Here is a 13,283-nt window from a genome sequence, read left to right as displayed (position 1 = left end):
AAGACGGATAATTGCAAGGTTTGCCCGAATTCCCCAAAACGACGACCCCACCCCACCATGACCACGATCAAGCAAGCCGACCTCATCGAATCCGTAGCCGCCGCGCTGCAGTACATCAGCTACTACCACCCCACGGACTACATCGCCCACCTGGCGCGCGCCTACGAGCGCGAGCAAAGCCCGGCGGCCAAGGACGCGATCGCGCAGATCCTGACCAACAGCAAGATGAGCGCCACCGGCCAGCGCCCCATCTGCCAGGACACCGGCATCGTCAACGTCTTTCTCAAGATCGGCATGGACGTGCGCTGGGAAGGCTTCACCGGCAGCATTGACGACGCCGTCAACGAAGGCGTGCGCCGCGGCTACAACCACCCCGACAACACCCTTCGCGCCTCGGTCGTCGCCGACCCGCAGTTCGAGCGCAAGAACACCAAGGACAACACGCCCGCGGTGATCTTCACCGAGCTGGTGCCCGGCGACAAGGTCGAGGTCACCGTGGCCGCCAAGGGCGGCGGCAGCGAAAACAAGAGCAAGCTGGTGATGCTCAACCCCGGCGACTCGGTGGTCGACTGGGTGCTCAAGACCGTGCCCACCATGGGCGCCGGCTGGTGCCCGCCCGGCATGCTGGGCATAGGCATAGGCGGCACCGCCGAAAAAGCCGTGCTGATGGCCAAGGAAAGCCTGATGGACGACCTCGACATGTACGAACTGCAGGCCAAATCGTCCTCGGGCGCCCAGCTGAGCAAGACCGAGGAACTGCGCCTGGAGCTGTTCGAGAAAGTCAACGCGCTGGGCATAGGCGCGCAGGGCCTGGGCGGCCTCACCACCGTGCTCGACATCAAGATCAAGATGTACCCCACGCACGCGGCCAGCAAGCCCGTGGCCATGATCCCCAACTGCGCCGCCACGCGCCACGCGCACTTCGTGATGGACGGCAGCGGCCCGGTCTACCTGGACCCGCCTTCGCTGGACCTGTGGCCCAACGTGAACTGGGCACCCGACTACAACAAGAGCAAAAAGGTCAACCTCAACACGCTCACGCGGGAAGAAGTCGCCAGCTGGAAACCCGGCCAGACCCTGCTGCTCAACGGCAAGATGCTGACCGGCCGCGATGCCGCGCACAAGCGTATCCAGGGCATGCTGGCCAAGGGCGAAAAGCTGCCGGTCGATTTCACCAACCGCGTCATCTACTACGTCGGCCCGGTTGACCCGGTGCGCGACGAAGCCGTGGGCCCGGCCGGCCCGACCACCGCCACGCGCATGGACGGCTTCACGGAAATGATGCTGGCTGAAACCGGCCTGATCTCCATGATCGGCAAGTCCGAGCGCGGCCCGGTCGCCATCGAGGCCATCAAGAAACACAAGAGCGCCTACCTGATGGCCGTGGGCGGCGCCGCCTACCTCGTCAGCAAGGCGATCAAGACCGCCAAGGTGATCGGTTTCGCCGACCTGGGCATGGAAGCAATTTACGAATTCGACGTGGTCGACATGCCCGTGACCGTGGCGGTGGACTCGGGCGGCACCAGCGCCCACATCACCGGCCCGGCCGAATGGCAGAAAAAAATCGCCAGCGGCGAATTCAAAAACATTCCCGTCGCGGCGGCGTGAGCGAAGGACAGGCCGGCGCCGATCGGCCCGTCGGTGTTTTTGACAGCGGCGTGGGCGGCCTGAGCATCCTCAAGGCGCTGCGGGCACAACTGCCCGACGAGTCTTTTGTCTACCTGGCCGACGCGGGCTTCGCGCCCTATGGCGAGCGCGGCGATGCTTTTGTGATCGAGCGCACTCGAGCCGTCGTGCGCAAACTGCGCGACGAACATGCCATCAAGGCGCTGGTGATCGCCTGCAACACCGCGACTGCGGCGGCAGTCCACCTTGTACGAACCGAACACCCCGACCTGCCGCTGGTCGGGGTGGAACCGGCACTCAAGCCGGCCGTCGCCTTGAGCAAGACACGGCGCATCGGCGTGATGGCAACGCGCGTCACGGTGACCAGCACCAAGCTGCGCGTGTTGCATGACTCGCTGAAAGACCAGGCCGATTTCATCCTGCAGCCCTGCGACGGGCTGGCCGATGCGATACAGAACCATGACCTTGCGCGGGTCCGCGCGCTGTGCGAGCAATACACGCGGGCGATGGGGCCCTTCGGCAGCCAGGCCGGCCAGATGGATACCCTGGTACTGGGCTGCACGCACTACGCCTTCGCGTGGGACACGCTGCAGGCGCTGGTGGGCGCCGATGTCCAGCTGGTCGAAACCGGCGAACCTGTCGCGCGGCAGGCCCGCCGTTTGCTCGAGGCCGCCGGGCAGTTGCAGCCGGGCGATAGGCCCGGCCACACCACCTTGCTGACCACAGGCGCGCAAGAGGCGCTGCAGGCAGCCGCGCAACGCTGGCTGGGCCTGTAGCGCTCGCCGTCGCGCCGGGTGCCGCTTATTGCGGCTTCAGGCCCACATTGCGGGCCAGGGTGCGCCAGCGCTCGGACTCCGAACGCAGGAAGCTACGCAACTGGTCGCGCGAGGTACCCTTCATTTCAACACCCAGGGCGGACATCTTCTCCACCACCTTCAAGTCCGACATCGCGGACAGCAGTTCCAGGCGAAGCCGTTCTGTGACTTCCAGCGGCGTGGTCGCCGGGGCCACCAGTGCCCACCACTGGGCGACGTCCATGTTTTTCAGGCCGAGTTCGGTCATCGTCGGCAGCGAGCGCAGGATGGGAACGTCAGAGCGTTTGCGGCCCGTCACGGCCAGCGCCTTGACCTTGCCCGAAGCCATCAGGCTGGAACCGGTCGCCAGCGTGGCGAAGTAAGAGGACACCTGGCCGGCAGCCAGGTCCACCATGGCCGGCGCGCCGCCGCGGTAAGGCACCATGTTGAACTTGACTTTGGTCTCCTGGGAAAACAGCTCGCCCACCAGGTGGCTGATGGAGCCCGTGCCGCTGTTCGCCATGGCGGACGGCCCGCCCTTGGGATTGGAAACGGATTTCAGGAAGCTCTTGAAGTCGGTGACGTCAGGGCCGGTGAACAGCACCATGGGCGAGGTACCCACCAGCGTGACCGGCGTGAAGTCGCGCAGGATGTCGTAGGGCATGTTGGCGACAACCGCGGGTGCGTACACATGGGACAGCTCAATGATCGCCAGCGTATAGCCATCGGGCGCCGACTTCGCGGCCTGGTCCATGCCGACGTGGCCCGCGCCGCCCGGCTTGTTGTCGACGATCACGGGCTGCTTCAAGCCCTCGCTCAGGCGCTGCGCCAGCACACGGGTGATGGCGTCGGTGCTGCCGCCGGCAGCCCAGGGAACGATGATCTTGATGGGTTTGTCGGGATAGGCAGCCCACGCGGGTGCGGCGCCAAGCGCCAGGGTGGCTGCGGAACCAGCAAGCAGCGTGCGCCGCTTGATGGGGAATTTTGAAACAGACATTAACTCTCACTCCTTGCATGTGTTCTCATATACGTCCAATGACCTCGACCCTTGCCGGGCATCACCAGCGTCCGGCAAGCGTACACCGTGCCGATGCAAGTTCCGCACCCCTTCGCGAGTTTGGCTTCTTCATGTGGTTTGCGTCCAACAATTTGTTACGGCCTCACGGTTACAAGAACCACGATCACCATGGATTTGCGCACGCGCTCTTGAGCAAGTAAGTAGAAAGTAGAACGCCGGCGATTCGCCGGCGATGCGTTAGTCGCCCGGCATCGACCCCGCCCTGCCCGCAGGCGAAGCCGGGTCCGCCGCGCTGCGGATCAAACCGAGGTTGGCCTTGAGCATGTCGAAGACTTTGCGCGTGACCGGGTTGATGACATTCCTGCGGATGAACAGGTAATAGTCGAGGTCGGGCAGCCGCGGCAGGCCGTCGTTTTCACCGAGCACGCGCAGCTCGGGTCCCGCCGTTTCGATGCCGCGCGCGGTCACGCCCAAGCCGGCGCGCAGCGCGGCCTTGATGCCGATCAGGCTGGAAGCCGTGTAGTTGGGCGACCATGCGATGCCGGCCGCATCCAGCGCCTCGCGCGCCAGCCGGTGATACACGCTGGGCCCTTCCACGAGGATCAAGGGCACCGGCTTGGAGCGGTCATGCACATAGTTGGCCGAACACAGCCACACCGTGGGCGAGGTGCGCAACACCACGCCGTCCAGCCCCGGGTCGTTGCGGTTGGAGATGCTCATGTCGATCTCGCCGCGCTTGAGCGACTCCATCAGGAAGGGGCTGCGCCCCACGTGGATGTCGAGTTGCAGCAGCGGCGAGACGCGCGCCACCTGCGCCAGCAGCGTCGGCAGCAAGTTGTCGGCCACGTCGTGCGGCGCGCCTATGCGCAGCACGCCTTCCAGGCTGCCCTGCTGCAGGCTGCGCAGCGCATCGTCGTTGATGGCCAGCAGGTGGCGGGCGTACTCGAGCAGCTTGTGCCCGTGCGGCGTCAGCCGCTTGCTGCGACCTTGTTTTTCAAACAGCGGGTGGCCGATCTGATCCTCCAGGCGCTGCATCTGCTGCGTCACCGCCGACTGCGTCTTGCCCAGCTGCACGGCGGCACCGGCAAAGCTGTCCTGCTCGTCGATGGCGACCAGGGACCTCAGCAATTCCAGGTCAAGGGTTTTCATGCGAGGACCTCCTCGGGGCTGTCTTCATATTACGAATGCTAATGCGTTTATCTCTATTTCTGAGTTGTTTGAAAAATATGACTTGACTATATTAGGCCCTTCAAACCGGAATTTCACCCAGGAAACGCCTATGAACACCGCAAAAGCAGAGCGCAGCCAGGCCGTTGGCGCCGCCATTCAAAACATTAAACTTATTGTTGGAAGCGGCGAAGCCAATCGCCAGTCCCTGGCCAAGGTGCTGGCGGTGCTGAACCAGCTGGCCGACCGCAAGGAACTGTGGAACGAGGCCGAATTCAACGCCCCCGTGAGCCCTGAACTGCAGGCGCGCTACCTGATCGCCGAAGACGCCGACCAGAGCTTTGCGCTCTACCTCAACGTGATGCGTCCCGGCAAGCGCATCGTGCCGCACAACCACACCACCTGGGCCTGCATCAGCGCCGTGGAAGGCACGGAACTCAACCGCGTGTACGAACGCCAGGATGACGGCTCGGTGCCGGGCAAGGCCCAGCTCAAGGAAATCAGCTCTGTCGTGGTCGAACCCGGCACGGGCATCGCGCTGCTGCCGGAAGACATCCACTCGGTGGAAATTCCCGCGGGCCAGGTGATACGCCACCTGCACATGTACGGCCGCGCGCTCGAGACCCTGACCTCACGCACCAGCTACGACCTGGAAAAAGGCAGCTACGAAACCATGGGCATAGGCGTGCAGACCCGCCGCTGAGCACCCGCGCCTCCTTCCCCCTCCCCGAATCTCCCGAACCCACACGCATTTATTCCATGACACGTTTTGTAGACGCGGCCACGCTCAAAGCCTGGCTGCACGACGGCGAAGAAATCGCCTTGTTCGATGTACGCGAGCACGGCCAGTACGGCCAGTCGCATTTGTTTTACGGCATCACCCTGCCCTACAGCCGTCTCGAGCTGGACGCGCCGCGCCTGGCGCCGCGCAAAGCTGTGCGGCTGGTGGTCTATGACGACGACGGCAAGGGTGCCGCGCCCCTGGCCGCGCGCCGCCTGGCCGCGATCGGCTACAGCGATGTGCAGGTGCTGCAAGGCGGCACCGCCGGCTGGCAGGCGGCCGGCTTTGCGCTGTTCGCGGGCGTCAACGTGCCGTCCAAGACTTTCGGCGAGCTGGCCGAGCAGGTCTACCACACGCCCCGGGTCAGCGCGACCGAACTGGCGGCGATGATAGAGCGCAAGGACGACGTCGTGGTGCTGGACGGGCGGCCGTTCTCGGAATTCCGCAAGATGAACATCCCGACGGCGATCAGTTGCCCCAACGGCGAGCTGGCCCTGCGCATACGCGACCTGGTGCCCAGCGAGAGCACCCACATCGTGATCAACTGCGCGGGCCGCACGCGCAGCATCATAGGCGCGCAGACACTGATCAACCTGGGTGTGCGCAACCCCGTGTCGGCACTCGAAAACGGCACCCAGGGCTGGTACCTGGCCGACTTCAAGCTCGAGCACGGCGGCACGCGCCGCTACCCTGAATCGGCGCAACCCCAGGGGACCGCCGGCATGCGCGCGGCGGCCCAGGCGCTGGCAAAGCGTTTCAACGTACCTGTCGTTGACGCGCAAACGGTTCGCGGCTGGGCCGGCGATACGCAGCGCACGCTGTTTTTGTGCGACGTCCGCAGCCCCGAAGAATTCGCGCAGGGCAGCCTGCCCGGCGCGCAGCACACACCGGGCGGCCAGCTGATCCAGGCCACCGACCAGTATGTGGGCGTGCGCAAGGCGCGCCTGGTGCTGTTCGACACCGACGGCATGCGCGCGCTCACGGTGGCAAGCTGGCTGCGCCAGCTGGGCCACGATGCCAGCGTGCTGGGCCAGGGCCTGGCCAGCGGACTGGCCTTGCCCGCCGCGGCGCCCGTGGGCCTGCCCGCGCTGCCCGCCACCAGCGCGCAGGCGCTGAAGGACGGACTGGCCGACGGCAGCGTCTGCGCCATCGACCTGCGCCCCAGCATGCAGTTCCGCCAGAAACACATCGCGGGCACGCGCTGGTCGATACGGCCGCGCCTGGCGCAGGCCCTGGCCGGTGAGCACCGCCCGGTGGTGCTGATTGCCGACGAGCCCGCCGTGGCGGCGTGCGCGGCCGTGGACCTGCAGGCACTGGGCCTGAAACCCAGCCTGCTCGAAGGCGGCCTGGACGGCTGGCGCGCCGCCGGCCTGCCGCTGCAGGCCTCTGAAAACATCCCGGCCGACAGCGACTGCATCGACTACCTGTTCTTCGTGCACGACCGGCACGACGGCAACAAGGAAGCGGCCCGCCAGTACCTGGCCTGGGAAGTCAACCTGATCGGGCAGCTGGACGCGCAGGAACTCAAGGCCTTTCATCTGCCTGAAGCCGCCGCCCACGCCTGATCCCGCCGGCCCGGCGACCTCGTCCTTCTTTTTTTATTTTTGCTTCCATCCATTCAGGAGCCCCCATGCTTGCCCAGCTGAAATTCACCGCCGCCTCACTTTGCTGCGCGCTGCTCGCCGTACACGGCGCCGCCACCGCGCAGCCCATGCCCCAGGTCGGCGGCTTCCCCAACCAGGCGATCAAATTCGTCTCGCCCTTCCCGGCCGGCGGCGGCAATGACGCCACCACGCGTTTTGTCACCACCCGCCTGTCCGATATCACCGGCCAGAGCGCCATCGTCGACAACCGCGGCGGCGCCGGCGGCAACATAGGCGCCAAGGCCGTGGCCGACGCCAAGCCCGACGGCTACACCGTGCTCACGGGCCAGGTCTCGCTGATGGCCGTCAACCCCACGCTGTACGCCTCGCCGGGCTTCGATCCGCTGAAGAACTTCCTGCCTATCACCCAGATCAACGCCGCGCCACTGGTGCTGGTGGTGCCCAGCAATTCGCCCCTGAAAAGCTTTGCCGACCTGGCCGCGCAAACCAAGGCCCCCGGCGGGCGCGTCACCTACGCCACGCCCGGCAACGGCACGCTCTCGCACCTGGTCGGCGTGGTGCTGGAAAAGGACAGCGGCATCGGCATGACCCACGTGCCTTACAAGGGCGCGGCGCCTGCCATCACCGACCTGCTGGGCGGCCAGGTGGACGTGCTCATCACCTCCACCGCCTCGGTGTCCAGCTTCATCCAGAACGGCAAGATGCGCGCCCTGGCCGTCACCAGCCCGCGCCGCATCGGCGTGTTCACCAAGGTGCCCACCTTGGAAGAGCTGGGCTACAAAAACACCACTTTTGAAGACTGGTACGGTTTCTTCGCGCCCGCGGGCACGCCCCCTGAGCGCGTGGCCTACCTGCACGACAGCATCGTGCGCGCCCTGAAGACGCCGGAAGTCAGCAAGCTGATCACCGAGGGCGGCAGCGAAGTGGTCGGCAACACGTCGGCGGCCTTCGCCGCGCAGCTCAAGGCGGACATCGCCCGCTGGTCGCGCGTCGTCAAACTCTCGGGCGCCAAGCTAGACTGATCGCTCATCCACCAAGGCTTTCCCGACATGAACAAAAAATCGCCGCCGGCCGACTTGCCCAGCCCATCCGCCCTGACCCGCCTGGTCCATGCCGGCAAGCAGCCGGCCTATGAGGGCGGGCGGCCGGTCAACCCGCCGGTGGTGCGCGCCAGCACCGTGCTGTTCGACAGCACGGCGCACCAGCGCGAGATGCGCCAGCGGCGCGGCGAGGAGCGCGTGTTCACCTACGGGGCCCGCGGCAACCCGACGAATTACGCGCTGGAAGACATGGTCAGCGAGCTTGAGGGCGCCTACCGCACGCGGCTTTTCCCCACGGGCCTGGCCGCCATCGCGATGACGCTGCTGGCCTACCTCAAGCCCGGCGACCATGTGCTGATGTCGGACGGCGTCTATGAGCCGGCGCGCAAGCTTGTCGAGTCCTTCCTCACGCCCTACAACATCCGCTGCACTTTTTTTGCGGCCGACGGCAACGACGTGGAAGAAAAAATCGAGCCGGGCACGCGCATGGTGTACACCGAATGCCCGGGCTCGCTGGTCTATGAGATGTGCGACCTGCCGCGCCTGGCCGCCATCGCCCATGCGCGGGGCGCGCTGCTGGTGGCCGACAACACCTGGGGATCCGGCTACCAGTACCGGCCGCTGGCGCTGGGCGCCGACGTGTCGGTCATGGCCGCGACCAAATATCTGTCGGGCCATTCCGACGTGATGATGGGCACCGTCGCCACCACGCAAGCCGCCTGGCAGGCGCTCAACGAACGCAGCGACGCCTTCGGCATGACGGTGAGCCCCGACGATGCCTTCCTGGTGCTGCGCGGCACGCGCAGCATGGCCGCGCGCCTGGCCGTGCATGAAAGCGGCGCACTGAAGGTGGCTGCCTGGCTGCAGGCGCGCAGTGAAGTGGCGACCGTGTTCTGCCCGGCCCTGCCGAGCCACCCGGGCCACGCCATCTGGCAACGCGACTGCAAGGGCACCAACGGCCTGCTGTCTTTCGAGCTGCAGCAGGGCTTCGACCAGGCCGCCGCCGAGCGCCTGATCGACGGCCTGCGACTGTTCGGCTTGGGCGCATCCTGGGGCGGCTATGAAAGCCTGGTCACGCTGGCCAACCTGCGCAACGCCCGCAGCGTGACCGACTGGTCGGGCCGCGGCCAGATCGTGCGCCTGCACATCGGGCTCGAGGACTCGGCCGACCTGCTGGCCGATTTGCAGCAGGGCTTTGCCGCGCTGCAAGCCTGACCCCGGGGGCCTCTGCGCCCCCTGTTCCATATCTCCTGCGCCCTCGAGGCGCCTCTTCCCTTCGTTTCTTTTTCACGAGGTTTGCACGACCATGCTTAGCGCTGCGCGTCCCTGGCTTCTTCGCACCCGCAGCCTGTGGCCGGGCCTGGCCTTGCCGCTGCTCATCATGCTGGGCGCGACCTTTCTTTCCGAGCACTACGGCGGCCCGCAGTTGCTGTACGCCCTGCTGTTCGGCCTGGCTTTTCACTTCCTCTACCAGGACGCGCGCTGCCGGCCTGGCATCGAGTTTTGCGCCAGGACGCTGCTGCGCATAGGCGTGGCCCTGCTGGGTGCGCGCATCACACTGGCGCAGATCGGGCAACTGGGCATGGGGCCGCTGGCCACCGCGGTGATCGCCGTTGCCAGCGCCATCGCGCTGGGTGCCTGGCTGGCGCGGCGCCTGGGCCTGGGCACCGACTTCGGCCTGCTGTGCGGCGCGGCGGTGTCCATCTGCGGCGCATCGGCGGCCCTGGCCGTGGCGGCTGTCATGCCCAAAACGCCGGACAACGAGCGCCACACGCTGCTGACCGTGGTCGGCGTCACCGGCCTGTCGACGCTGGCCATGGTGGTCTACCCGCTGCTGGCCAGAATTTTGCGGCTGGACGACAGCGGCGCCGGCATCTTCCTGGGCGGCACCATCCATGACGTGGCGCAGGTTGTGGGCGCGGGCCTGATGATGTCGCACGAGACCGGCGACGTCGCGGTCATCGTCAAGCTGTTTCGCGTCACGCTGCTGGTGCCCGTGGTCGCCGTGCTGGCCTGGTACTGGCGCAGGCGCAGCAGCAGCGGCGAAGCCGGCCCGCGCACGCCGCTGCTGCCCTTCTTCCTGGTCGGCTTCATGGCGCTGGTGCTGGCCAACAGCCTGGGCGTAGTCACGCCGCGGCTCAACGAGGCGCTGGGCCAGGTTTCGCGCGTCTGCCTGGTGGTCGCCATCGCGGCGCTGGGCATCAAGACCTCTTTCGAGGAACTGGTCAAGCTGGGCTGGCGGCCCATGGCGCTGATGCTGGTCGAGACGCTGTGGCTGGTCGCCATCTTCGCGGTCTACCTGTGCGTCTTCCGGTAAAGAGCCCCTAGACCAACAGGCAGGCCGCCTCCGTCTCATCGCTCAGGCGTCGCAGCGCCGGCACCTCCTCGGCGCAACGCGCAATCGCCAGCGGGCAGCGCGTGCGGAACACGCAGCCTGAAGGCGGCGCCATGGGCGAAGGCAGGTCGCCCTGCAGCAGCTGGATCACTTTTTTGCGCTCCAGCACCGGGTCGGGAATCGGGATGGCCGACAGCAAGGCCTGGGTGTAGGGATGGCGCGGCGCCGCGTACAGCGCCTTTTTGTGCGCCACTTCCATTTCATGCCCGAGGTACATCACCAGGATGCGGTCGCTGATGTGTTTGACGACGGCCAGGTCGTGCGCGATGAAGATCAGCGCCAGGCCCATGGACTTTTGCAGTTCCTTGAGCAGGTTGATGATCTGCGCCTGGATGGACACGTCCAGCGCCGACACCGGCTCGTCGCAGATGATGAGCTTGGGCTCCAGGATCAGGGCGCGCGCAATGCCTATGCGCTGGCACTGGCCGCCGGAGAACTCGTGCGGGTAGCGGTTGATCTGCTGCGGCATCAGGCCGACGCGGCCCATCATGGCCTTGACGCGCTGCATGACCTCGGCCTCGGGCATGGCCGGGCGGTGCGTGCGCAGCGGCTCGGCAATGATTTGCGCGATGGTCATGCGCGGATCCAGTGAGGCCAGCGGATCCTGGAAGATCATCTGGATGTCCGCCCTGGCCGCCTGCCAGGCATCGCTGGAGGCCGTGGTCATCTCCCGGCCCATCCAGGCAATGCTGCCGGCGGTGGCAGGAATCAGGTTCAGCACCGCGCGCGCCAGCGTCGACTTGCCACAACCGGATTCCCCCACCACGCCCAACGTCTCACCGGCATGGATGTCAAAGGAAATACCGTCCACGGCCTTGAGGATGCGGGCCGGCGACCAGGGCCAGGCACCGCCTGCCTTGATCCTGAAGTGCACCTGGAGGTCGCGCACCGACAGAATGGGTTGGGTGGCCTCACGCATGGCTGGCCTCCTTCGCCGCGAGTTCCGACACCGCCTGGACAGAGCGATGGCAGGCCCTGAGCACGGCCGCATCGTGTTCGGCCGGCAGCAGCGCGGGCAAGATCTCAACGCACTGCTCACTGGACAAGGTGCAGCGTTCGCTGAACGGGCAGCCCCTGGGCAGCTTCGCCATATTCGGCGGTGCGCCGGGAATGGCGACCAGCGTTTCGCCTTCCGCGTCCAGGCGCGGTATGGCGCCCAGCAGGCCCACGGTATAGGGATGGGAGGCGCGATAAAACACGCTGTCGGCGCTGCCCTGCTCCATCACGCGCCCGCCGTAAAGCACCATCACCTCGTCGCACAGCCCGGCCACCACGCCCAGGTCGTGCGTGATCATGATGATGGCGGTGCCGAAATCGCGCTGCAGCTCGCGCAGCAAGGCGATGATCTGCGCCTGCACCGTGACGTCCAGCGCGGTCGTGGGCTCGTCGGCGATCAGCACTTCGGGCTCGCACAGCAAGGCCATGGCAATCATCACGCGCTGGCGCATGCCGCCCGAAAACTCATGCGGGTACAGGGTGATGCGGCCCGCCGCATCAGGGATCTTGACGGCATCAAGCAGCTGCACCGAACGGGCGCGCGCCGCCTTGCGGTCCAGGCCCTTGTGGAACTGCAGCACCTCGGTCATCTGCCGCTCCACCGTGAGGTAAGGGTTGAGCGAGGTCATCGGGTCCTGGAAAATCATGGCCACGCGGTTGCCGCGTATCTTGTTGAGATCGGCCGGTTTCATGGCCAGCAGGTCGCGGCCCTGGTACAGGGCCTGGCCGGTGGCTTTGCCGTTGCTGGCCAGCAGGCCCATCATGGCCAGCACGCTCTGGCTTTTGCCGGAGCCGCTTTCGCCGACGATGCCCAGGGTCTGGCCCCGGTCCAGCGAAAAGTTGATGCCGTTGACGGCGTAGACCACCCCGTCCTGGGTCTGGAACTGCACGCCGAGATTGTTGACTTCGATCAGGCTCATGGTGCGGCTCAGCGTTCCTTGGGGTCCAGCGCATCGCGCAGGCCGTCCCCGATGTAGTTAAAGCAGTACAGGGTCAGCGACAGCAGGCCGGCCGGAAACAGCAGCATCCAGGACGACACCTCCATGACGGACGCACCATCGTGGATCAGCACGCCCCAGCTTGTCATCGGCTCCTGGATGCCCAAGCCCAGGAAAGACAGCACCGACTCGACCAGGATCACGGCCGGCACGGTGACCGTGGTGTAGATCACCACGATGCCCAGCAGGTTGGGAACGATGTGCTGGAAGATGATGCGCCGCGTCGGCACGCCCAGCGCCCTCGCCGCCTCGATGAACTCGCGCGAGCGCAGCGACAGGGTCTGGCCGCGCACCACGCGGGCCATGTCCATCCAGGAGAACACCGTGATGGTGATCACCACCAGGTAGAAGGCGCGCCCCAAAATGGTCACCATCAGGATGGCGATCAGCAAATAGGGCACGGCGTACATCATGTCGACGACGCGCATCATGAAGGCATCCACCTTGCCGCCAATAAAGCCCGCCGTCGCGCCCCAGACAATGCCCAGCGTGACGGCCGACAGGGTGGCCAGAAAACCCACCAGTAGCGACACGCGGCCGCCCACCAGGCTGCGCACCAGCAAGTCGCGGCCCGACTCGTCGGTGCCGAAAAAATGCGCATTCTTGAGCGTGGGCGGCAAGCTCATGGCGTCCCAGTCGGCGGCATCGAAGGCATGCGGCAGCAGCCAGGGGCCGGCGATGCAGCACAGCGTGATCAAGGCCAGCAGGCCCAGGCTGAACACCGCCGCCTTGTTGCGCAGAAAACGCACGCGCGCGTCGGCCCAGGGGCTGCGCCCCGCGATGTCGGCCGGCGCTGCTTGCAGCGCATGGCCCAGCGCCGCGGCCAGCCGGTCCTGTTTGTTTTTGTTCCTGAACAGCATGGCG

Annotated in this window: 12 protein-coding genes; 7 read left to right on the top strand and 5 right to left on the bottom strand. The window is 66.2% G+C overall.

What is annotated here, in order from left to right; genetic code table 11:
- Positions 1-57: 57 nt before the first annotated feature.
- Both AC1DUN_RS22565 and murI read left to right on the top strand, forming a co-directional pair.
- Positions 58-1,608 carry a fumarate hydratase gene (locus AC1DUN_RS22565; protein WP_477715940.1) on the top strand — a complete coding sequence of 517 codons (1,551 nt, stop codon included), beginning with the start codon at positions 58-60 and terminating at the stop codon, positions 1,606-1,608.
- The gene (gene murI, locus AC1DUN_RS22560) at positions 1,605-2,402 is read left to right on the top strand and encodes a glutamate racemase (protein WP_477715939.1); all 798 of its coding nucleotides are present in this window, start codon (positions 1,605-1,607) and stop codon (positions 2,400-2,402) included. Before AC1DUN_RS22565 ends, murI begins: the two co-directional genes overlap by 4 nt.
- Before the next feature lie 25 nt (positions 2,403-2,427).
- On the opposite strand, the gene AC1DUN_RS22555 is transcribed toward murI, so the two are convergent.
- Together AC1DUN_RS22555 and AC1DUN_RS22550 are read right to left on the bottom strand one after the other, a co-directional pair.
- The gene (locus AC1DUN_RS22555) at positions 2,428-3,417 is read right to left on the bottom strand and encodes a Bug family tripartite tricarboxylate transporter substrate binding protein (protein ID WP_477715938.1); all 990 of its coding nucleotides are present in this window, start codon (positions 3,415-3,417) and stop codon (positions 2,428-2,430) included.
- Between the two features lie 258 nt (positions 3,418-3,675).
- Positions 3,676-4,587 carry a LysR substrate-binding domain-containing protein gene (locus AC1DUN_RS22550; protein WP_477663769.1) on the bottom strand — a complete coding sequence of 304 codons (912 nt, stop codon included), beginning with the start codon at positions 4,585-4,587 and terminating at the stop codon, positions 3,676-3,678.
- Between the two features lie 130 nt (positions 4,588-4,717).
- On the opposite strand from AC1DUN_RS22550, the gene AC1DUN_RS22545 reads away from it, so the two are divergent.
- The 5 genes from AC1DUN_RS22545 to AC1DUN_RS22525 all read left to right on the top strand — a co-directional run bounded on the left by AC1DUN_RS22545 (position 4,718) and on the right by AC1DUN_RS22525 (position 10,347).
- A complete protein-coding gene (locus tag AC1DUN_RS22545) occupies positions 4,718-5,308 on the top strand; it encodes a cysteine dioxygenase family protein (RefSeq protein ID WP_477715937.1) in 591 nt (196 codons plus the stop codon).
- Between the two features lie 56 nt (positions 5,309-5,364).
- On the top strand, positions 5,365-6,951 hold the full coding sequence (locus AC1DUN_RS22540) for a rhodanese-like domain-containing protein (RefSeq protein ID WP_477715936.1): 1,587 nt from the start codon (positions 5,365-5,367) through the stop codon (positions 6,949-6,951).
- A 65-nt stretch (positions 6,952-7,016) separates the two neighbouring features.
- Positions 7,017-8,012 carry a Bug family tripartite tricarboxylate transporter substrate binding protein gene (locus AC1DUN_RS22535; RefSeq protein WP_477715935.1) on the top strand — a complete coding sequence of 332 codons (996 nt, stop codon included), beginning with the start codon at positions 7,017-7,019 and terminating at the stop codon, positions 8,010-8,012.
- A gap of 27 nt (positions 8,013-8,039) precedes the next feature.
- A complete protein-coding gene (gene metC / locus AC1DUN_RS22530) occupies positions 8,040-9,245 on the top strand; it encodes a cystathionine beta-lyase (RefSeq protein WP_477715934.1) in 1,206 nt (401 codons plus the stop codon).
- 91 nt (positions 9,246-9,336) lie between these two features.
- Complete coding sequence (locus tag AC1DUN_RS22525) at positions 9,337-10,347, top strand: YeiH family protein (RefSeq protein ID WP_477715933.1); 1,011 nt, start codon at positions 9,337-9,339, stop codon at positions 10,345-10,347.
- Positions 10,348-10,354: 7 nt separating this feature from the next.
- Here the strand turns inward: AC1DUN_RS22525 and oppF are convergent, their stop codons facing one another.
- Genes oppF through AC1DUN_RS22510 form a run of 3 tightly spaced genes read right to left on the bottom strand, consistent with a single transcriptional unit; the run spans position 10,355 to position 13,279 of the window.
- Positions 10,355-11,344, bottom strand: coding sequence for a murein tripeptide/oligopeptide ABC transporter ATP binding protein OppF (gene oppF / locus AC1DUN_RS22520; RefSeq protein ID WP_477715932.1), 990 nt, complete (start codon positions 11,342-11,344; stop codon positions 10,355-10,357).
- Positions 11,337-12,341: an oligopeptide/dipeptide ABC transporter ATP-binding protein gene (locus tag AC1DUN_RS22515; protein WP_477715931.1), complete on the bottom strand. Its 1,005-nt coding sequence runs from the start codon at positions 12,339-12,341 to the stop codon at positions 11,337-11,339. The genes oppF and AC1DUN_RS22515 overlap by 8 nt, the downstream gene beginning before the upstream one ends.
- Before the next feature lie 8 nt (positions 12,342-12,349).
- Positions 12,350-13,279, bottom strand: a complete 930-nt coding sequence (locus tag AC1DUN_RS22510) for an ABC transporter permease subunit (protein ID WP_477715930.1) — start codon at positions 13,277-13,279, stop codon at positions 12,350-12,352.
- Positions 13,280-13,283 lie beyond the last annotated feature (4 nt).

The organism is Polaromonas sp. P4_F6 (assembly GCF_056401275.1).
The sequence above is the reverse complement of the archived record's forward strand: the minus strand, read 5'-3'. Positions and strand labels throughout refer to the sequence as shown.